Source organism: Kitasatospora sp. NPDC048715 (assembly GCF_043198905.1).
GTDB classification, from domain to species: Bacteria; Actinomycetota; Actinomycetes; order Streptomycetales; family Streptomycetaceae; genus Kitasatospora; species Kitasatospora lactacystinica.
This window is the reverse complement of sequence record NZ_JBICVH010000016.1, coordinates 26900-45104: the sequence shown is the minus strand read 5'-3', so window position 1 is coordinate 45104 and position 18205 is coordinate 26900. Positions and strand designations below refer to the sequence as shown.

The following is an 18205-nucleotide window of genomic DNA, read 5'->3' as shown; positions in this document are numbered from 1 at the left end:
CCGGCCCCATCCTCCCGCGCCGGGCGGTGTGCCGTCCGTCTCGTTCCGCACGAAAGCGCGACAGCGCTCCTCGCATACACGAGCATTCCGGACATTCGACTACTGGTTCGGAAGGCCGTCCGCCACCCCCGCCTGCCGATCCAAGGGGGCTGTTCGGGCCCCCGAAAGCACCCCCGCGGAGACCGGCCGCACGGCCCCTCCGTACCCCTAAAGTAGGCGGACATGCAGGTCATCCAGTCCAGCAAGCTCGCCAATGTCTGCTACGACATCCGCGGCCCGGTGCTCGACGAGGCGATGCGGCTGGAGGAACAGGGCCACCGCATCCTCAAACTCAACACCGGCAACCCGGCCACCTTCGGTTTCGAGGCGCCCCCGGAGATCCTCCAGGACGTCCTGCGCAACCTCGCCGACGCGCACGGCTACGGCGACTCCAAGGGCCTGCTCTCCGCCCGCCGCGCGGTGGTCATGCACTACGAGGACCGCGGGCTGCACGGCCTCTCCGTCGACGACGTCTTCCTCGGCAACGGCGTCTCCGAGCTGATCCAGCTGGCCATGACGGCGCTGCTGGACGACGGCGACGAGGTGCTCGTCCCGGCCCCGGACTACCCGCTGTGGACCGCCTCGGTCTCACTGGCCGGCGGCACCGCGGTGCACTACCGCTGCGACGAGCAGTCCGAGTGGTACCCGGACCTCGCCGACATCGAGGCCAGGGTCACCGACCGGACCAGGGCCATCGTGGTGATCAACCCGAACAACCCGACCGGCGCGGTCTACCCGCGCGAGGTGCTGGAGGGCATCGCGGAGATCGCCCGCCGGCACGACCTGGTGGTCTACGCGGACGAGATCTACGACAAGATCCTCTACGACGACGCCGAACACGTCCCGCTGGCCACCCTGGCCCCGGACCTCTTCTGCGTCACCTTCAACGGACTGTCCAAGGCGTACCGGGTCGCCGGCTTCCGCTCCGGCTGGATGGTGCTGTCCGGCGACCGGCGCCGGGCCCGCAGCTACATCGAGGGCCTCACCGTGCTCGCCTCGATGCGGCTGTGCGCCAACATGCCCGCCCAGCACGCGGTGGCCGCCGCGCTCGGCGGACGGCAGTCGATCCGCGACCTGGTGCTGCCCGGCGGCCGGCTGCACGCCTCGCGGGACGCCGCGTACGAGCTGCTGAACCAGATCCCGGGGGTCAGCTGCGTCAAGCCCAAGGGCGCGCTGTACGCCTTCCCCCGGCTGGACCCCAAGGTCCACAAGATCAAGGACGACGCCCGGATGGTGCTGGACCTGCTGCGCTCCCAGCGCATCCTGCTGGTCCAGGGCACCGGCTTCAACTGGCCGGAGCCGGACCACTTCCGGCTGGTCACCCTGCCCCGGGCGGAGGAGATCACCGACGCGGTGACCCGGATCGGCGACTTCCTCGGGGGTTACGTCCAGCCGTAGCCCGGGCGGGAAGCCCCGGGGAAAAACACTACGGCCGGAGTCCCGGCCCGGGCGATCTCCTTGGTCGGGGGAAAATCGCCCGGCGGAACTCCGGCCGTCCTGCCGCTCGGCGGGGCGCGCGGTTCGTGCCGCGCGCCCGCCTCTCTCCCGGCTGAGGCTCAGGCTCAGCCGAGGCGCGCGACGAGGTTCCGGTACTCGTCCCACAGCTCCTTCGGGGTGTGGTCGCCGAAGGTCTCCAGGTGGGCCGGCACGAGCGCGGCCTCCTGGCGCCAGAGGTCGGCGTCCACGGTGAAGAGCAGGTCGAGGTCCTCCTTGGACAGGTCCAGGTCGCCGAGGTCGAAGCCCTCGACGGTCGGCAGCACGCCGATCGGGGTCTCGACGCCCTCGCCGGTCCCCTCCAGGCGCTCGACGATCCACTTGAGCACGCGGCTGTTCTCGCCGTAGCCGGGCCAGACGAACTTGCCCCCGGCGTCCTTGCGGAACCAGTTGACGTAGTAGATCTTCGGCAGCTTGGCGGCGTCCGCCCGGGCGCCGACCTTCAGCCAGTGGGCGAAGTAGTCACCCATGTTGTAGCCGCAGAACGGCAGCATCGCGAACGGGTCGCGGCGCAGCTCGCCGACGGTGCCCTCGGCGGCGGCGGTCTTCTCGGAGGCGATGTTGGCGCCGAGGAAGACGCCGTGCTGCCAGTCGAAGGACTCGGTCACCAGCGGGACGGCGGTGGCGCGGCGGCCGCCGAACAGGATCGCCGAGATCGGCACGCCCGCCTGGTCCTCCCACTCCGGGGCGATGGTCGGGCACTGCGCGGCCGGGACGGCGAAGCGGGCGTTCGGGTGGGCGGCCGGGGTGCCGGACTCGGGGGTCCAGTCGTTGCCGCGCCAGTCGGTCAGGTGCGCCGGGGGCTCCTCGGTGAGGCCCTCCCACCACACGTCGCCGTCGTCGGTGAGGGCGACGTTGGTGAAGACGGTGTTGCCCCAGAGGGTGTCGATGGCGTTGGCGTTGGTGTCCACGCCGGTGCCGGGGGCGACGCCGAAGAAGCCGGCCTCGGGGTTGATGGCGTACAGCCGGCCGTCGGCGCCGAAGCGCATCCAGGCGATGTCGTCGCCGATCGTCTCGACCTTCCAGCCCGGGACCGTCGGCTGGAGCATGGCCAGGTTGGTCTTGCCGCACGCCGAGGGGAACGCGGCGGCGACGTACTTGGCCTCGCCGTTCGGCGGGGTGAGCTTCAGGATGAGCATGTGCTCGGCCAGCCAGCCCTCGTCGCGGGCCATGGTCGAGGCGATGCGCAGCGCGTAGCACTTCTTGCCGAGCAGGGCGTTGCCGCCGTAGCCCGAACCGAAGGACCAGATCTCCTTGGTCTCCGGGAAGTGCGAGATGTACTTGGTGCTGTTGCACGGCCACGGCACGTCCGCCTGGCCCTCGGCGAGCGGGGCGCCGACGGTGTGCACGGCCTTGACGAAGTCGCCGTCCTCGCCGAGCTGGTCCAGCACGGCCTGGCCCATGCGGGTCATCACGCGCATGGAGACGGCGACGTAGGCGGAGTCGGTGATCTCGACGCCGTACGCGGCCAGCGGGGAGCCGACCGGGCCCATCGAGAAGGGCACGACGTACATCGTGCGGCCCTTCATCGCGCCGCGGAAGAGTCCCTGCTCGCCCTGGAAGAGCTCCCGCATCTCGGCGGGGGCCTTCCAATTGTTGGTCGGTCCGGCGTCCTTCTCCTGCTCGGAGCAGATGAAGGTGCGGTCCTCCACGCGCGCCACGTCCGTGGGGTCCGAGGCGGCGTAGTAGGAGTTGGGGCGCTTCTCCTCGTTGAGCTTCTTGAAGGTGCCCTGCGCCACCAGCAGGTCCGCGAGGCGGTGGTACTCCTCGTCGGAACCGTCGCACCACTCGATGCGGTCCGGCTGGGTGAGCTCGGCGATCTCGCTCACCCAAGCGAGCAGCTGCTTGTGGCGGGTGGGCGCGGATGCGCTGAGAGCAGAGATCTCGTACGACACGATCGCTCCGTTTCACGCCATCTCGGCGAGGAGACGGCGTCGCGGGGGTCTGAGGGTGCTTGCAGCGTAGCTCCGGACTCAAGGCCGGAACGCGGCGAAGCGTCGAAATTGACGCACCTTTTACTCCAGCCAGTATGATTACTGACCAGTAACAGAGCGGCCCCACCCGGGACGGAGTGTGCGGCGCCACACTCCTATTACTCCAAAACGTCCAACAGTGACGATCGCCACTTCCTACGCGCCAGTAACCTACGGATCCGTAGGTAACGGGTAGCATGCTGCGCATGACTGCTGCTGCGCTCGCGGAGAGTGCACTCATGGAGAGCAAGCCGAAGTGGCGCGGCTGGCTGCACGCCGGGATGTTCCCCGCCACGGTGGCCGCCGGGATCGTGCTGATCTGCCTGGCCGACTCCACGCCCGCCAGGATCGCCTGCGCGATCTACTCGGTCAGCGCCTGGCTGCTGTTCGGGGTCAGCGCGGTGTACCACCGCTTCGACTGGGGCCCGCGCGGGGACGCCGTGCTGCGCCGGCTGGACCACGCCAACATCTTCCTGATCATCGCGGGCACCTACACGCCGTTCACGATGCTGCTGCTCAAGGGCGCCGACCAGCAACTGCTGCTCTGGGCGGTCTGGGGCGGCGCACTGGCCGGGATCGCGTTCCGGGTGTTCTGGGTCGGCGCGCCGCGCTGGCTGTACACACCGGTGTACCTCGCGCTGGGCTGGGCCGCCGCCTTCTACCTGCCGGACTTCCTGCACACCGGCGGGGTCGCCGTCCTGGTGCTGATGATCGTCGGCGGAGTGCTCTACAGCATCGGCGGCGTGGTGTACGGGCTCAAGCGGCCCAACCCCTCACCGCGCTGGTTCGGGTTCCACGAGGTGTTCCACGCCTTCACCCTGGGGGCGTTCATCGTCCAGTACATCGGCGTCTCACTGGTGGCGTACAGCACGGCCGGCTGATCCCGGCGCACCCCGACGGGCGGTCGAACGGTCCACGGACCGGCCGGCCGCCCGTTCCGCCGTCCAGGGCCGCTCGTACGGGGCCCGGAGCTGCGGGCGGCGCGGGACGGCCGAGTGGTCGACGGCGCCGGACTCCGACTGCGGGCCCGGATCCTGCAGCAGCCCGTGCGCGTGGTGGTGCTCGCCGTGGGCGTAGTACTGCTCCCCGCGGGCGTGGTGCTGCTCCCCGTGCGACTCCCGGCGGGGCTCGCGCGACTCCCGGTACGGCTCGCGCGGCGACCCGGCCGCCGTCGGGAGCGCCGCGGACCCGGACCGCCCCGGCGCACCGGCCGAGCGGGCCCGCACCTGCCGGGCGTCGAGCGCCTCGCGGGCCCGGCGGCAGCGCTCGCAGTGCGCGGCGTCCGGGATGCCGCGGCGCGGGCGGTGCCGGACCGGGGCCCGATCGCCGTGCATCGCGCGCCAGCGGCGGGCGACGTACACCATGAGCAGCAGGGTCTCGACCCCGGCGACCGCCAGGACCAGCAGGGCGCCGTTGATCAGATAGGCCGCGACCACGGCCAGCGCAGAGCCCACCACCACCGCCGAACCCCACACCTGGGTGCTCATCTGCTTGTCGTCCGCGTCGGCCACTTCGGTCCCCTTTCCCGGTGCCGGGCTCGTGGTCGGCTCCCGCCGCCCCACCTCTTCTCCGCTCTCGGCACGCGTCGGCCAGCACTGACCGATTGCCACATGGTATCTACCGACAGTCATGGCCAACTGCCCCGGGGCGGCGAACGACAGATCAACGTTGCGTCAATTCCTCGTGCGGAAGCAGCACTTCCAGGACACATCACGGAGCGTAGCCGCGGTTCGCCTCCGTCGGACGCGCCGGACGCGCTGGACGTGCTGGACGCACCTGCGGCAGCACGCAGGGCGCCGAACCGGCCGCCGACCGGACGGTCGGCGGCCGGTTCGGCGCCTGTGCGGTTGTCCTCTTCTGTTCGGTGCACGGGTTCATCACGTGTGCGGGTTCATGACGCGTGCGGGTTCATCACGTGTGCGGGTTCATCACGTGTGCGGGTTCATCACGTGTGCGGGTTCATCACATGTGCGGGTTCATCACGTGTGCGGGCAGCGGGGCCCGGCCCGACCGACCGGACCCCGCCCGCCGTCAGCCGCGGCGGACGCCCGTCCTCCGCCGCAGCACGGCACCCGCGCCCACCAGCGCGGTGGCTCCCAGGGCGGCCGCCGCCGTCACGGCCGGCAGCTCCGAACCGCCGCCCGGGGCCTGCGGGGCCTGCGCCACGGCGGCGAGTTCCGGCGCGGCGTCCACCTGGTAGCCGCCGCCCTCGCCCGACCGGTCGTACGCCGAACCGGGCAGCTTGTCCCCGTACCGCTGGTGCACCAGCTGCTGGTACGCGGTCAGGGTGACCCCGCCCGCGCCCACCGAGCGCCGGGCCTCGTCGTCCAGCGGCAGCACCCGGCCGTCGCGCAGCACGTACCAGGCGTTGACCTGAGGCTCGCGGAAGGCGGTGCCGCCGCCGCTGCCCGCCGCCTTCGCCGCGTAGTCGCTCTCGTCACCGCCCGAGGCGATGTTGACGACCTTCCAGGCGCCGCCCTGCCGCACGGTCCAGACCGAGGCGCTCTGCCCGTCCGCCGCGACCACCTTGCTGGCGGTGAACTCGGCCTTCGCCACCGGTGCGCCCGGGGTACCGGCCACGAAGCCCGGGTCCAGCAGGTACACCGGCACCGTGTCGCCGGCCAGCCGCGGCGCGGCCTCGCTCGCCGCCCGGGCCTCCTCGGCGGCGCCGATGGTCAGCTGCCGGGTCGGCGGGACGCCCTTGCGGGCGAAGAAGTGGCCGACCTTGTCGAGGACGGCCGCGTCCTGGACGGCGCTGCGGGCCTGCGCCAGCTCGGCGGCGGGCACCGGGGCCGGGGCGGACGGGGAGTCCGCGTGCGCGGCCGGGGCGAGCGCCAGTGCGAGACCGGCGGCGAGCAGGACGGTGACGGCGGCCGTGGAGGCGGCGGAGGTGGCGGCCCGACGGCGGTTCTTGATCTCGGTCATGGTCGCCCTCACGCGCCGATCCGGTACAGGGAGTGGGTCCACGAGAACGTGTCGTTGTTCACGTAGTACTGGTAATCCGCCCAGTTGTAGCGGTAGTTGGAGGGCCACGGGTCGCCCCAGTAGACCCAGTTGCTCCCGGTGTCGTAGCCGTACAGGACGTGCATGTGGCCGCCGCCCGAGCTCCACTGGATGCGCGTCTCGATGGGGCGGTTGGCGTTCACCTCGGACTGCACGGTGCCGTAGTTCAGGTACCCGTTGACGTACGAACCCGGGTTGATGCCGACCCAGCTCAGCCCGTTCTGCACATCGCCCAGCGTGGCCTGGCTGTTGGGGCAGCTGGAGTTGACGGAGCGGCCGAACGCGGCGTTGCAGAACTGGTTCTGGCTGTAGTTGTAGCCGAACCAGGTGGCGATGGTGTTCCCGCTCGCCGCCCAGCACCAGTTGGTCTGCTGTTGCTGCTGCATGGTGATGTTGAGCTTCTTGTACGTGCCGGCCAGGTCGGCCGTGCTGCCGGGCGCGGCAGCCTGGCGGACCTGGTGCGCGGCCCGGTCCTGGGCCTGGGCCTGGGCCCGGTACTGGGCCGGCTGCCCGGCCGGGGCGGCGATCGCGGGTGCGGCCATCGCGGCGGTGAGCGCCGGGCCCAGCACGCCGAGGGTGAGCAGCGAGACCGCGCGGCGCAGCCGTATCCGTGGAACTGGCATGGGGGAATGCCTCCTTGCGCGAGTGGAGCGAGGGGCTGTGTGGGGGCGCGGTCCGGATCGCGCCCCGAGCATCGCGCCTCGTCAGGTACGGGTCAACGGGCCTCGGTGCGGCCCGGACCCGGATGTGAACGGGCCGGCGCGGATGTGAACGACGCCCCGGGAACCCCCGCGCAGCAGGCCCGGACCGGTGACAAACCGCTTCATCGATGTGAATATTCACGGTCAAACGGCGGCCCGTCCCAGCCGTCGGCGCCGGACCGCCCGCACACCCGCACGCCCGCACGCCCGCACGCCCGCACGCCCGCCCCAGGAGGCCGCCATCCACAGGAGCGACCCAGCCGACCTCGCCGCCGCCCTGCGCACGGGACCCTTCCACCTCGCCCTGCGCACCGCGATCTCCGCCCGGGGCCTCGCCCTGCACCGCATCCGCCGCCACCTCGCCCTGCGCGGCGTCAACGTCGGTCTCACCAGCCTCAGTTACTGGCAGCAGGGCCACCGCCGCCCGGAACGCGCCGAGTCACTGCGCGCCGTCGCCGCCCTGGAGGAGGTCCTCGACCTGCCCGAGCACTCCCTGACCCGGCTGCTCGGCCCCCGTCGCGCCGCCGGCCCCGCCCCGGCCGGCCCGCCGGTGCGCCCCTACCGCGACCTCATCTCACCGGCCGTGGCCGTCGACGGACTGCTCGCCACCCTCGCCGGCCCGCGCGACACCGGGCTGCACACCATCACCCACATCGAGCGCATCCGGGTCGGCCCCGACCGCCGGATCGCCCGCCGCGACTCCCAGCACGCCCTGCGCGCCCACCGCGACGGCATCGACCGCTACCTCGCCCTCTACCAGGGCGACCCGGGCAGCGACATCACGCGCGTCGGCGTCCGCGCCGAGGAGAACTGCCGCCCCGGCCGCATCCGCCGCGACCAGGCCCACCACCTGCTCGCCGCCGAACTCCTCCTCGACCGCCGCCTGCGCACCGGAGACACCCACCTGCTCGGCTACGGCTTCGACGACTCCCCCTCGCCCGACCCCAGCTGCGAGTACGTCCGCGGCTTCAACTCCGGCGCCGGCCAGTACGTCCTCCAGATCACCTTCCACCCCGCCGCCCTCCCGGTCCGCTGCCACCGCTTCGCCCTCCACTCCCCCGGCGCCGCCCCGTACGAGACCGAGGAGCTCACCCTCGACGGGCACCAATGCGTCCACCTGGTGGCGACGGCGGTGCGGCCGTGCCTGCTGGGGATCCGCTGGGACTGGGAGTGAGGGGCGGCCGGCCCGGTGCCCGGCCGGGGGGCGCGCGACCGGACGCCGGGCGGGGACGCGCGACCGGACGCCGGGCCGGGGGCGCACGACCGGGCACCGGGCGGGGACGCGCGACCGGGCACCGGCACCGGCTACGCCCGGCGGAAGTCCATGATCAGGGAGTCCTCCACCGGCAGGTAGCCGATCTGCTGGTAGATGGAGTTGCTGGTCGGGTTGGCGAGGTCGGTGTAGAGCAGGACCTCGGTGGCGCCGCGGGAGAGGAGGTGGGCCGAGACGGCGGCGGTGACGGCGGTGCCGTAGCCGCGGCCGCGGCTCTCGACGGGGGTGTAGACCGGGCCGATGCGGGACATCCCGGCGAGGATCGGGCTGCTGCCGGCCAGGGCGACCGGGCGGCCGTCGTCCTCCCACAGGTGCAGGCAGCCGCTCGCGGTCCGCTCGTCCACCGCCCGCGGGACATCGGGGACGTCGACCCCCGCCTCGGCCAGGAACTCCTCGTACCAGCGGATCGCCCGCTCGCGGTCGGCCGGTCCGGCCAGCCGGTGGCGGCCCGCGGGCGGGCGCGGCGGGTCGGTCAACTCGCCGAGCCGGTAGAGCCGTTCGTCGAAGCGGACGGACTGCTCGGTGCCGGTCGCCGCCGTCCACGCGGCGGCGAAGGCGCGGACCGCCTCGGCACCCCCGCCGACCCCGGTCACCGTGGTGAACCCGGACCCGGCGGCAGCCAGGTCGACCGCCAGCTCGGCGGCCGCGGCCGGCGGCATGAAGGAGAGCCTGGGATCGAACGGCGGTGTCCGGAGGAAGGCCCCGGCGACCGGACCGTCCTCCTCGGCCCGCCACCAGCCGAAGACCGGCGGCTCGCCGAACACCGTCAGGCCGGACACGGCCAGCCGGTGCGCGATGGTGAGCAGGACGGTGTTCTCGGCGGGGCGGGTGGCCAGGAAGGCGCCCGCCTGGTCGCGGAACTCGTCGAGGGAGGTGCTGAAAGTCCAGGTCATGGCCCATGGTGGACCGCCCGGGGCCGGTTCGCCAACGAATTCTCGGCCGCCGCCGGGGCTCCCGCTACTCGACCGCCACGCCCAGCTTCCCGGCCAGCGCCGCCGGATCGGTGGTCGGGGCGTCGCAGGCGAAGTGCCGGCAGACGTACGCCGCGGGCGCCCCGCCGACCAGCGGCCGGTCGGCCAGCAGCGGCACCTCGGGCTCCCCGGGCGCGCCGACCGCGACCACGGCCCCCGGCGCCGTCCCGAGCAGCGCGGCCCGTCGCAGCGCCGCGGTGGCCGGATCGCCGTCCGGGCCGACCACGGCGACCTCGCGCGGCCCGTCGAGCAGCGCCTCGGCGACGGCGAGGCCCCAGCCGATGAACCGCGGCGCCCGGCCGGCGAGCGCACCGACCACGCCGAGGGCCCGCTCGGCGGCCGTGCGGTGCCGGTCGGAGCCGGTGTACGCGGCGTACGTGAGCAGGGCGCCGGCGGCGGCCGTCCAGCCGGACGGGGTGGCGTTGTCGGTCGGGTCCTGCGGGCGGCGGATCAGTTCCTCGGCGTCGTCGGCGGTGTCGTAGAGCGCGCCGGAGGCCTCGTCGGTGAAGTGCTTGAGCACGGTGTCGAGCAGGCCGCCCGCCAGCTGGAGCCAGGAGGACTCGCCGGTGACGGCGTACAGCGCGAGGAAGCCCTCGGCGGTGTCCGCGTAGTCCTCCAGCACGCCGGCGTTGGCACCCGCCCGGCCGTCCCGGGAGGTGCGCAGCAGCCGGCCGTCCGGGGTGAGGTGGACGGCGAGCAGCAGGTCGGCGGCGCGTTCGGCGGCCTCGACCAGGTCGGGGCGGTCCAGCAGCGCGCCGGTCTCGGCGAGCGCGGCGACGGCCAGGCCGTTCCAGGCGGCGACCACCTTGTCGTCCCGGGCCGGGGCGGGGCGGGCCCCCCGGGCCTCGGCCATCCGCGACCGGATCGCCTCGTACTCGGCGAAGTCCTCCGGGTCGGCGAGGAGTTGGAGCACCGAGGTGCCGTGCTCGAAGGTGCCCTCGGCGGTGACGGTGAACAGCCGGGCGGCGGTGGCCGCGTCGGCGGGGCCGAGCAGGTCGACCAACTGGCCGGGCTCCCACACGTAGTAGGCGCCCTCGGCGGACTGCCCGGTCTCCTCGTCGAGGCTGTCGGCGTCCAACGCGGAGGCGAACGCACCCTCGGGCGTGCGGAGTTCGCGCAGCAGGAAGTCCGCGGTGGACAGCGCGACCCGGCGGGCGAGGGGCGATCCGGTGGCCCGCCACAGGTGCAGGTAGGCGCGCAGCAGCAGGGCGTTGTCGTACAGCATCTTCTCGAAGTGCGGCACCACCCAGCCGGCGTCCACCGCGTACCGGGCGAAGCCGCCGCCGAGCTGGTCGTGGATGCCGCCGCGGGCCATCGCCCCGCCGGTGCGGACGGCCATCTCCAGCGCCGCCTCCGAACCGGTCCTGGCGTGGTGGCGCAGCAGGAACTCCAGCACCATGGCCGGCGGGAACTTGGGCGCGCCGCCGAAGCCGCCCCGGCTCTGGTCGAAGTCCCGGCTGAGACTCACCAGCGCCTGGTGCAGGTCCGCCTCGCCGGGCGGGTTGTGGGCGCCGGCCGAGTAGACGGCGGCCCGCTCGGCCAGGTCGGCCCGGATCCGCCCGGCGACCTGCCCGACCTCCTCCCGGCGGTCCCGCCAGGCGGCCTCCACGCCCTCCAGCACCTGCCGGAAGGACGGCATCCCGTGCCGGGGCTGCGGCGGGAAGTAGGTGCCGAAGTAGAACGGCTCCTTGTCGGGGGTGAGGAACACCGTCATCGGCCAGCCGCCCTGCCCGGTCGCGGCCTGCACCGCCTCCATGTACACGGCGTCGACGTCCGGCCGCTCCTCCCGGTCCACCTTGACCGGCACGAACCGCTCGTTGAGGTACTCGGCGAGCCCGGCGTCCTCGAAGCTCTCGTGCGCCATGACGTGGCACCAGTGGCAGGCCGCGTAACCGACGGACAGCAGCACCGGCACGCCGCGCCGCTCCGCCTCCGCGAAGGCCTCGGGGCCCCAGGGCCACCAGTCGACGGGGTTGTCGGCGTGCTGGAGCAGGTACGGCGAGGTCGCGTCCGCGAGACGGTTCGGCATGCGTCCATCCTCGCGCATCCGGCGCTCGGCGCGCGGCAGGTCAGGCCGGTCCGGACCAGTAACTGATCCCGAGGTTGGCGTCGAAGGTGCGCATCCGTCCGAGCACCTGGTCGGGGGTCGGGCCGAGGAGCTCGTCGACGATGCGGCCGTCGGCGAGGAAGACGACGCGGTCGGCGTACGAGGCCGCGACCGGGTCGTGGGTGACCATCACGACGGTCTGGCCGAGCTCCCGGACGCACCGGCGCAGCAGCGCGAGGATCTCGGCGGCGGAGCGGGAGTCCAGGTTGCCGGTCGGTTCGTCGGCGAAGACGATCCGGGGCCGGCCGGCCAGCGCCCGGACGCAGGCGACGCGCTGCTGCTGGCCGCCGGAGAGCTGGGCCGGGCGGTGACCGAGCCGGGCGCCGAGGCCGGCCGCCTCGACCAGGGTGCGCAGCCACTGCTGGTCGGGGGTGCGGCCGGCCAGGGTCAGCGGCAGGGTGATGTTCTCCGACACCGTCAGGGTGGGGATCAGGTGGAAGGCCTGGAAGACGAAGCCCACGTGGTCACGGCGGAGCCTGGTCAGTTGGCCGTCGCTCAGCCGGGTGAGGTCCACGTCGCCGATCCGGGCCGCGCCCGAGGTGCAGGACTCCAGCCCGGCGAGGCACTGGAGCAGGGTGGACTTGCCGGAACCGGACGGGCCCATGATCGCCGCGAACTCCCCCTCCCGGAAGGCCACCGAGACCCGCTCCAGCGCCACCACCCGGGCGTCTCCCGACCCGTGCACCTTGGTCAGGTCGACGGCCGCCGCGGCGGCCGGGGCGTGGTTCGCGGCGGCGCGGGGCGGGCCTCCGGGACGGGACGGGCCTCCCGCGAGGGAGTGGGGCTCGGTCATCGGTGGTGCTCTCCTCGGCTGGACACGGGCGAAGGTCAGGACTGGGGTCTGGGCGGCCGGGGGCCGGACGGACCGGCGGGCGGGCCGGTGCACGGGCCGACGGGCGGCACCAGGCCGGTGCCGGCGCCCAGCAGGGCGAGGGAGCGGACCGCGAGCTCCCGCCCGGCCGCGGCCGGGCGGCCCTGGTGGCCGCCGCTGTCGTGGTGGTCGAGCAGGACCGGCGCGGCCCCGGTGCCGGCCCGTCCGAGCGCCGCGCAGAGCTTCCAGGCGTGCCAGGGCGGCACCCGCGCGTCGTTCGCCCCGGTGGCGAACAGCACCGCCGGGTACGCCGTCCCGGGCACCACCCGGTGGTACGGGGAGTAGTCGAGCAGCGCCCGCAGCGCCTGCGGGTCGGCCGGATCGCCGTACTCCTCCGCCCAGAGCCGGCCGAGGCCGCCGACCTGGTAGCGGGCCAGGTCGGTGAGCGGGGCCGCGCACACCGCGGCGGACAGCAGACCGGGCTCCCGGGTGAGCGCGGCGGCGACCACCAGGGCCCCGTTGCTGGCGGCCAGCGCGCCCAGCCCGCCGGCCGGGGCCTCGCCGCGTTCGACCAGCATCGCGGCGGCGGCCCGGAAGTCGTCCACGGTGGCGCTCTTGCCGGCGCCCCGGCCGGCGGCCGCCCAGGCGGGGCCGAGTTCGCCGCCGCCGCGCGCGTGCACCCAGGCGATCCGGCCGCCGGCCCGCAGCCAGGCCTCCAGGGCCGGGTCCCAGGCGGGTTCCAGGGGGAGGCCGAAGCCCCCGTAGACGGTGAGCAGGGTGGGTGCGGGGCGGCCGCGGTCCTGCGGCCCGGGGTCGCAGACCGTCACCGGGACGGGCGCGCCGTCCCGGCCGGCGGCGGTGAGCGTGCGCAGCGCGGCGCGGGGCTCGGGGGGTTCGACCGGGCCCGAGCCGTCCAGGCTCCTGGTCCAGGTGCCGTACCGGGGGTCGTCGGCGAGCAGCCAGACCGACCCGCCGACCCGCCCGTGCCGGTCGTACGGGGTGGCGCCGAGGCGCAGCCGGGCGGGCCAGTGCAGTGCGGTGGCACCGCCACCCGGCGCCCCGCCCGCCGCCTCTCCCAGTGCCCCCTCCGCCGACCCGTCCGCCGACCCGCCCGGCCGGTGCACGTCGAGCCGGTGGGCGGTCCCCAGCCGGCGGAGCAGCGCCAGGCCGGGCCTCCGGCCGGGGCCGAGCACCCGCAGGGCGGTGACCGGGCCCGCGGGCGCCTCACCGACGACGGGCGATTCGCCGGCAGCGGGCGGCCCGCCGACGGCGAGCGGCGCGGGCCGGCCGGTGGCGCCCCGGGCCAGCTCGTCCAGGTCCAGCGCGAGCAGCTCGTCGCCGGCGAGGAAGCAGACGGTCTCGTTCAGGTCCAGGGCGGTGACCCGCCGGCCGTCGAGGTCCAGCGGCTGCCAGTCGGGCACCGCCCGGCCGGTCCACCGGGTGGCCCACCAGCGCACCGGGCCGGACGGCTGCGGGCGGGTGCGCAGCAGCAGGTTCCCGCCCGGTCCGCCGTGGAGGGTGAGCCGGACCGGGCCGGGCACCGGCAGGGCGAGCCGACGGGCGGGGCCGTCGGCCGGGTGGCGGGCCACCAGGGTGTGCTCGGTGCGGGTGCCGGCGGTGTACACCAGCGCCTCTCCGGTGAAGGCGAGGGTCGCGTACGGGGCCGCGTCGGGCAGGTGGCGGGTCCGGTCGCCCGGGTGGGTGGGGAGCAGGTGCAGGCCGCCGGTCTCCGTTCCGTCCCGGTGCAGCTGGACGGCGATGAACCGGCCGTGCGGCTCGGGCTGCCAGCCGGCGATCCGGTCGCCGGGGCCGATGACGCCCTCGGTCGGTGTCCGGCGGGTGCCGTCGGGGTGCCGGACGGTCAGGACGTCGCCGTCCGGGCCGCGTTCGTGGCGGAAGAGCAGGCCGCCGGCCTCGGCGGGCGGGGTGGGCGTCCGGTCGGGCGCCTCCCGTTCCACCCGGTCGAGCAGGGCGGCCCAGGCGGGCTCGTCGGAGCGCTGCGGGCGGGCGGCCAGCAGGCGCCGCTGATCGGCGAGCCAGGCCCGGGTGCGCGGGGCGTCCGCGTCCTCCAGCCAGCGGTACGGGTCCGCCGGCTCTGGGTGCGCCGCCCGGTGGTCGAGGTCAGCCATGAACGGCCTCCGCGGGGTTGTCGCTCCGTCGTTCCGGGTCGCCTCCCGGCCCGGCCGGGCCGGGAGGCCGGTAGCCGGACCGGCCCGCGGTGGCGGCCGTCCCGGCCACGGCGAGGAGCACCACGATCACGGCCGCGCCGGCCACCGTGCCGGTCAGTCCGAACGCGTGGGCGCACAGGCCCGCGAGGGTCGGCCCAGCGGGCGCGACCAGCTGGGCGAGGAAGCCGATGCCGCTGTGCACCCGGCCCTGCAGACCCGGCGGGGTCACCTCCATCTGGGTGACCGCGATCAGCACGGTGACCACCGGCCCGGCGGCCGCGGCGAGGGCCAGCGGCAGGACCGCCGCCCAGTGCCCCTGGGCCAGGGTGAAACCGGGCAGTGCGATCGCGACGACGGCGGTGCCGAGGGCGATGCCCCGGGCGGGCGGCAGCCGCCGGGCCAGGGCCGGCGCGAGCAGCGATCCGGCCAGCCCGCCGGTGCCCAGGGCCGCGGTCAGCACCCCGATGTGCAGGGCGCCCCCGCCCGAGGCGACCACCACGATCAGCAGCCCGTTGAACACCAGGTTGAGCACGGCCGCGTTGACCACCGCGTAGCGCAGGAAGGGCACCCGCCAGATGAACCGGACGCCTTCGGCCAGCGCGGCCCGGACTCCGGGCGCGGCCGGCTCGTCCTCGGGGCGCTCCCGCCTTCCCCCGGGCAGCAGGGCCACGCAGCAGACGGCCGCGAGGTAGCTGCCGGCGTCGACGGCGAACACCCAGGACGGGTGGACGGCCAGCAGCGCGCCGCCGGCCAGCGGGCCGGCGGTCGTCGCGACGGCCGCCCTGCTCTGCAGCAGGCCGACCGCGCGGGGGAGGTGCTCGGGCCGCACGAAGCACCGCACCACGACGTTCTCGACGGGCGCCAGGGTGCTGCCCACCGCGCCGAGCAGCAGGGCGGCGACCAGCAGCGCCCACAGCGGTGGCGTGCCGCCGGCGGCCGACAGGGCCAGCACGGCCAGCACGACCGCGCCGGCCGCGTTGCCGAGCAGCAGCACGGTCCGCCGCTCGCAGCGGTCGGCGAGGACGCCGGCCGGCAGCCGGGCCAGCAGCACCCCGACGGAGAGCGCCGTGCCGGCCAGTCCGGCCTGCCGGACGTCGCCGCCGGCCCGCAGCGCGACCACCGGGAGGGCGATCACCGAGGCGGCCGTCCCCAGGGCCGAGGCGGACTCGCCGCCGTAGAGCAGCCAGAACGACCGCCCCAGCCCCCCGACGGCCGCCGCGCTCACGCCGACCCCGTCGCGAACTGGCTCCGGATGCCGCGCAACGGACGGGCCGCCAGCGCCGCCGGGACGGCGGTGGCGGCCAGCACCCCGAGCAGCACGCCGACCGTCCACGGCACGTCCAGGGCGGGCAGCACCCCCTGCCCGACGGCCCCGGCCAGCGGCACCAGGCAGATCCCGGCCGTCGCCACCGCGAGGACCGTCCCGACCAGCGCCGAGGCCAGCACCTCGTACACCACGCAGCGCAGCAGCTGCCCGCGGCCGAGGCCGAGGGCCCGCAGGTGGGCGCGCTGGGAGCGGCGGTCCCGCTGGGCGATGGCGCAGGTGTTGGCGACGGCGAGCAGCGCGTACCCGCCCACCACGGAGACGATCAGCCGGGAGGCCATGTCGTCCTGCACGTTGCGCGGCCGCAGGTGGGCCAGGTAGTCGGCCCGCGTGGCGAGCCGCTGGCCGGGCCGGAGCTCCCAGGCGCTCGGGTCACCGCGGAGCAGCACCCGGTCGGCGTACGGGGCCGGGGTGTGCGCGAGGGCGAGGTCGGCGGGGAGGACGTAGGAGGGAAAGGCCAGATCCCGCTGGTAGACGGCGACGAGCCGCAGCTGCGCCGCCTGCCCGTCGGCGAGCGTGAAGGTGACGACCTGGCCGAGGTTCCAGTGGTGCGAGGTGGCCTCGGTGCTGCCGGCGGCGAACGTACCGGGCGCCAACTCGTCCAGCCGGCCCTGCTGTTCACCGAGGTCCAGGACACTCCGCAGGGCCGCCCCGTCGACGCCCCAGGCGCGGGTGGGCTTGGGCTTGTTGTCGTAGAAGCTGGGCGGCGCGGTCACCCGGGTGGCGATCGGCGCGACGGTGCTCCCGCCGGGCAGGCCGGCGGGCCGGGCGGGCAACTGGTTGCCCGGCTCGGCCGTCACCACCGCGTCGGCCCGCAGCGCCTGCTCGGTCTGCTGCTGCACGGCGGCCCCGATGGTCGCCCCCGAGCCGAGCAGGCAGACCACGGTGCCGACGGCCAGCAGGACGGGCACCGCGATCGCGGTGGTCCGGGCGGGCGCGGCCCGCAGCCCGGCGGCGGCGATCCGGCCGGCCTTCCGGTCCAGCCGCAGCACCGCGCAGCAGGGGCCGACGAGCAGCGGCACGAACCAGGGCGCGAGCACCGCGAGCGTGGGGATGACGACCGTGGCCAGGCCCATCACCAGCGCGCCCTGGAGCACCGGCGGCAGGTCCATCGCGACCATCAGGGCCACGAGCGGACCGCAGAGCATGAGGACCATGGCGATGCCCGCCACCAGCCGGCCGACGTTGCGGCGGGGCGGGGCCAGGGCCAGTGACTGGTCCTTGAGGAGGTCGATCGGCTGGACCCGGCCGGCCGCCAGCACGCTGGCCAGCGCGGCCAGCACCGCGACCGCGCAGGTGCCGAGGCAGGCGCCGGCCGCGATCGCCCAGGTCTGCCCGGCGGAGGGCAGGTCTACCGCGGCGGGGAACAGCTCGCGCTCGATCAGCAGGCGACGGCCGAACCCGGCCGCCGGGACCGTCCCGGCCACCGCGGCGACGGCGGAGGGGGCCAGCGCGACCAGCGCGACGTCCGCGACGACCAGGGCCCGCAGCCGGCCGGCCGTCACCCCGAGGGCGCGCAGCACCGCGAACTGCCCGAGCCGCTGGTTGGTCCAGAGCGCGACCGTCGACCCCGTCACCAGCACCGCCGACATCAGCAGCAGCGTCAGCAGCAGGCCCAGCAGGCTCTGCGCGTCCTTGGCCGCCGCCCCGGCCGCCGAATCCTCCGGGTAGGACGGGCCGCTGACCGCCGCGAGGAGCAGCAGGCAGGCGCCCACGCCGGTGGCGGTGAGCGCGCAGGCGACCGCGACACCTATGACCCGCCCCGGGTACGCCCGTACCTCGGCGACGCACAGTCGCAGCGCGCCGAGCGGTCCGCTCGGTCGGGTAGTCGGTTCCGATGCCACGGCCACGGTTATCTCACCCCAAAACGGTAAATAGGATGCAGAGTTGGGGAAGGCCGCATGTGCCGCGGCCTTCCCCACCTGCCATCCGGTACTGCCGGACCCCGAGGGTCAGCAGCTGAACAGGCTGTACGAGCTGAACGGGGCGTCGACGACGATCTCCTCGTCGAGCTCCTGAAGCGCCAGAATGTCGGCCATCACAATCACCTCCTCCTCACCGTCTCGCCGGAACACGACACCGAGGTGCCGGGATCAGCAGCTCCAGTAGCTGAGCGAGCTGAACGGGGCGTCGACGACGATCTCCTCGTCGAGCTCCTGAAGCGCCAGAATGTCGGCCATCAAAGTCACCTCCCCTCGCCATCTCGCCGGAACACGACACCGAGGTGCCGGGATCAGCAGCTGAAGTAGCTGAGCGAGCTGAACGGGGCGTCGACGACGATCTCCTCGTCGAGCTCCTGAAGCGCCAGAATGTCGGCCATCAAAGTCACCTCCCCTCGCCA

At 74.6% G+C, this 18205-nt stretch carries 14 protein-coding genes; 3 read left to right on the top strand and 11 right to left on the bottom strand.

What is annotated here, in order from left to right; genetic code table 11:
* The first annotated feature begins 222 nt into the window (after positions 1–222).
* Entirely contained in the window at positions 223–1437 is a 1215-nt protein-coding gene (locus ACGFSC_RS27775) for a pyridoxal phosphate-dependent aminotransferase (RefSeq protein WP_359899491.1), read from the top strand.
* Between the two features lie 164 nt (positions 1438–1601).
* Here the strand turns inward: ACGFSC_RS27775 and ACGFSC_RS27770 are convergent, their stop codons facing one another.
* A complete protein-coding gene (locus ACGFSC_RS27770) occupies positions 1602–3428 on the bottom strand; it encodes a phosphoenolpyruvate carboxykinase (GTP) (protein WP_359899489.1) in 1827 nt (608 codons plus the stop codon).
* A 284-nt stretch (positions 3429–3712) separates the two neighbouring features.
* On the opposite strand from ACGFSC_RS27770, the gene ACGFSC_RS27765 reads away from it, so the two are divergent.
* Positions 3713–4387, top strand: coding sequence for a hemolysin III family protein (locus ACGFSC_RS27765; RefSeq protein WP_380359196.1), 675 nt, complete (start codon positions 3713–3715; stop codon positions 4385–4387).
* Here ACGFSC_RS27765 and ACGFSC_RS27760 read toward each other — a convergent pair.
* The 3 genes from ACGFSC_RS27760 to ACGFSC_RS27750 form a co-directional block, all read right to left on the bottom strand.
* A complete protein-coding gene (locus ACGFSC_RS27760; protein WP_359899485.1) occupies positions 4358–5017 on the bottom strand; it encodes a hypothetical protein in 660 nt (219 codons plus the stop codon). The genes ACGFSC_RS27765 and ACGFSC_RS27760 overlap by 30 nt on opposite strands.
* A gap of 520 nt (positions 5018–5537) precedes the next feature.
* The gene (locus ACGFSC_RS27755; RefSeq protein ID WP_359899483.1) at positions 5538–6431 is read right to left on the bottom strand and encodes a hypothetical protein; all 894 of its coding nucleotides are present in this window, start codon (positions 6429–6431) and stop codon (positions 5538–5540) included.
* Positions 6432–6439: 8 nt separating this feature from the next.
* Positions 6440–7132, bottom strand: a complete 693-nt coding sequence (locus ACGFSC_RS27750) for a papain-like cysteine protease family protein (protein ID WP_359899481.1) — start codon at positions 7130–7132, stop codon at positions 6440–6442.
* A gap of 319 nt (positions 7133–7451) precedes the next feature.
* On the opposite strand from ACGFSC_RS27750, the gene ACGFSC_RS27745 reads away from it, so the two are divergent.
* The gene (locus ACGFSC_RS27745; RefSeq protein ID WP_359899587.1) at positions 7452–8384 is read left to right on the top strand and encodes a hypothetical protein; all 933 of its coding nucleotides are present in this window, start codon (positions 7452–7454) and stop codon (positions 8382–8384) included.
* A gap of 131 nt (positions 8385–8515) precedes the next feature.
* Here ACGFSC_RS27745 and ACGFSC_RS27740 read toward each other — a convergent pair whose 3' ends face one another.
* The 7 genes from ACGFSC_RS27740 to ACGFSC_RS27710 all read right to left on the bottom strand — a co-directional run bounded on the left by ACGFSC_RS27740 (position 8516) and on the right by ACGFSC_RS27710 (position 18047).
* Positions 8516–9376 (bottom strand): GNAT family N-acetyltransferase, encoded by an 861-nt coding sequence (locus ACGFSC_RS27740; protein WP_359899479.1) that lies wholly within the window; start codon positions 9374–9376, stop codon positions 8516–8518.
* 64 nt (positions 9377–9440) lie between these two features.
* Positions 9441–11483 carry a thioredoxin domain-containing protein gene (locus ACGFSC_RS27735; RefSeq protein ID WP_359899477.1) on the bottom strand — a complete coding sequence of 681 codons (2043 nt, stop codon included), beginning with the start codon at positions 11481–11483 and terminating at the stop codon, positions 9441–9443.
* Between the two features lie 40 nt (positions 11484–11523).
* A complete protein-coding gene (locus ACGFSC_RS27730) occupies positions 11524–12354 on the bottom strand; it encodes an ABC transporter ATP-binding protein (RefSeq protein ID WP_359899475.1) in 831 nt (276 codons plus the stop codon).
* Positions 12355–12389: 35 nt separating this feature from the next.
* Entirely contained in the window at positions 12390–14501 is a 2112-nt protein-coding gene (locus ACGFSC_RS27725) for a prolyl oligopeptidase family serine peptidase (protein WP_359899473.1), read from the bottom strand.
* On the bottom strand, positions 14494–15765 hold the full coding sequence (locus tag ACGFSC_RS27720) for an MFS transporter (protein WP_359899471.1): 1272 nt from the start codon (positions 15763–15765) through the stop codon (positions 14494–14496). Before ACGFSC_RS27720 ends, ACGFSC_RS27725 begins: the two co-directional genes overlap by 8 nt.
* Positions 15762–17708, bottom strand: a complete 1947-nt coding sequence (locus ACGFSC_RS27715) for an FtsX-like permease family protein (protein ID WP_359899470.1) — start codon at positions 17706–17708, stop codon at positions 15762–15764. The genes ACGFSC_RS27720 and ACGFSC_RS27715 overlap by 4 nt, the downstream gene beginning before the upstream one ends.
* A gap of 249 nt (positions 17709–17957) precedes the next feature.
* Positions 17958–18047 carry a class III lanthipeptide gene (locus ACGFSC_RS27710; protein WP_198959315.1) on the bottom strand — a complete coding sequence of 30 codons (90 nt, stop codon included), beginning with the start codon at positions 18045–18047 and terminating at the stop codon, positions 17958–17960.
* Positions 18048–18205: the final 158 nt, after the last annotated feature.

Excerpts from the sequence above, each read along its gene's own strand:
- ACGFSC_RS27775 (WP_359899491.1), top strand. The coding sequence starts at position 223 with ATGCAGGTCATCCAGTCCAGCAAGCTCGCCAATGTCTGCTACGACATC.
- ACGFSC_RS27765 (WP_380359196.1), top strand. The coding sequence starts at position 3,713 with ATGACTGCTGCTGCGCTCGCGGAGAGTGCACTCATGGAGAGCAAGCCG.
- ACGFSC_RS27755 (WP_359899483.1), bottom strand. The coding sequence starts at position 6,431 with ATGACCGAGATCAAGAACCGCCGTCGGGCCGCCACCTCCGCCGCCTCC.
- ACGFSC_RS27750 (WP_359899481.1), bottom strand. The coding sequence starts at position 7,132 with ATGCCAGTTCCACGGATACGGCTGCGCCGCGCGGTCTCGCTGCTCACC.
- ACGFSC_RS27740 (WP_359899479.1), bottom strand. The coding sequence starts at position 9,376 with ATGACCTGGACTTTCAGCACCTCCCTCGACGAGTTCCGCGACCAGGCG.
- ACGFSC_RS27735 (WP_359899477.1), bottom strand. The coding sequence starts at position 11,483 with ATGCCGAACCGTCTCGCGGACGCGACCTCGCCGTACCTGCTCCAGCAC.
- ACGFSC_RS27730 (WP_359899475.1), bottom strand. The coding sequence starts at position 12,354 with ATGACCGAGCCCCACTCCCTCGCGGGAGGCCCGTCCCGTCCCGGAGGC.
- ACGFSC_RS27725 (WP_359899473.1), bottom strand. The coding sequence starts at position 14,501 with ATGGCTGACCTCGACCACCGGGCGGCGCACCCAGAGCCGGCGGACCCG.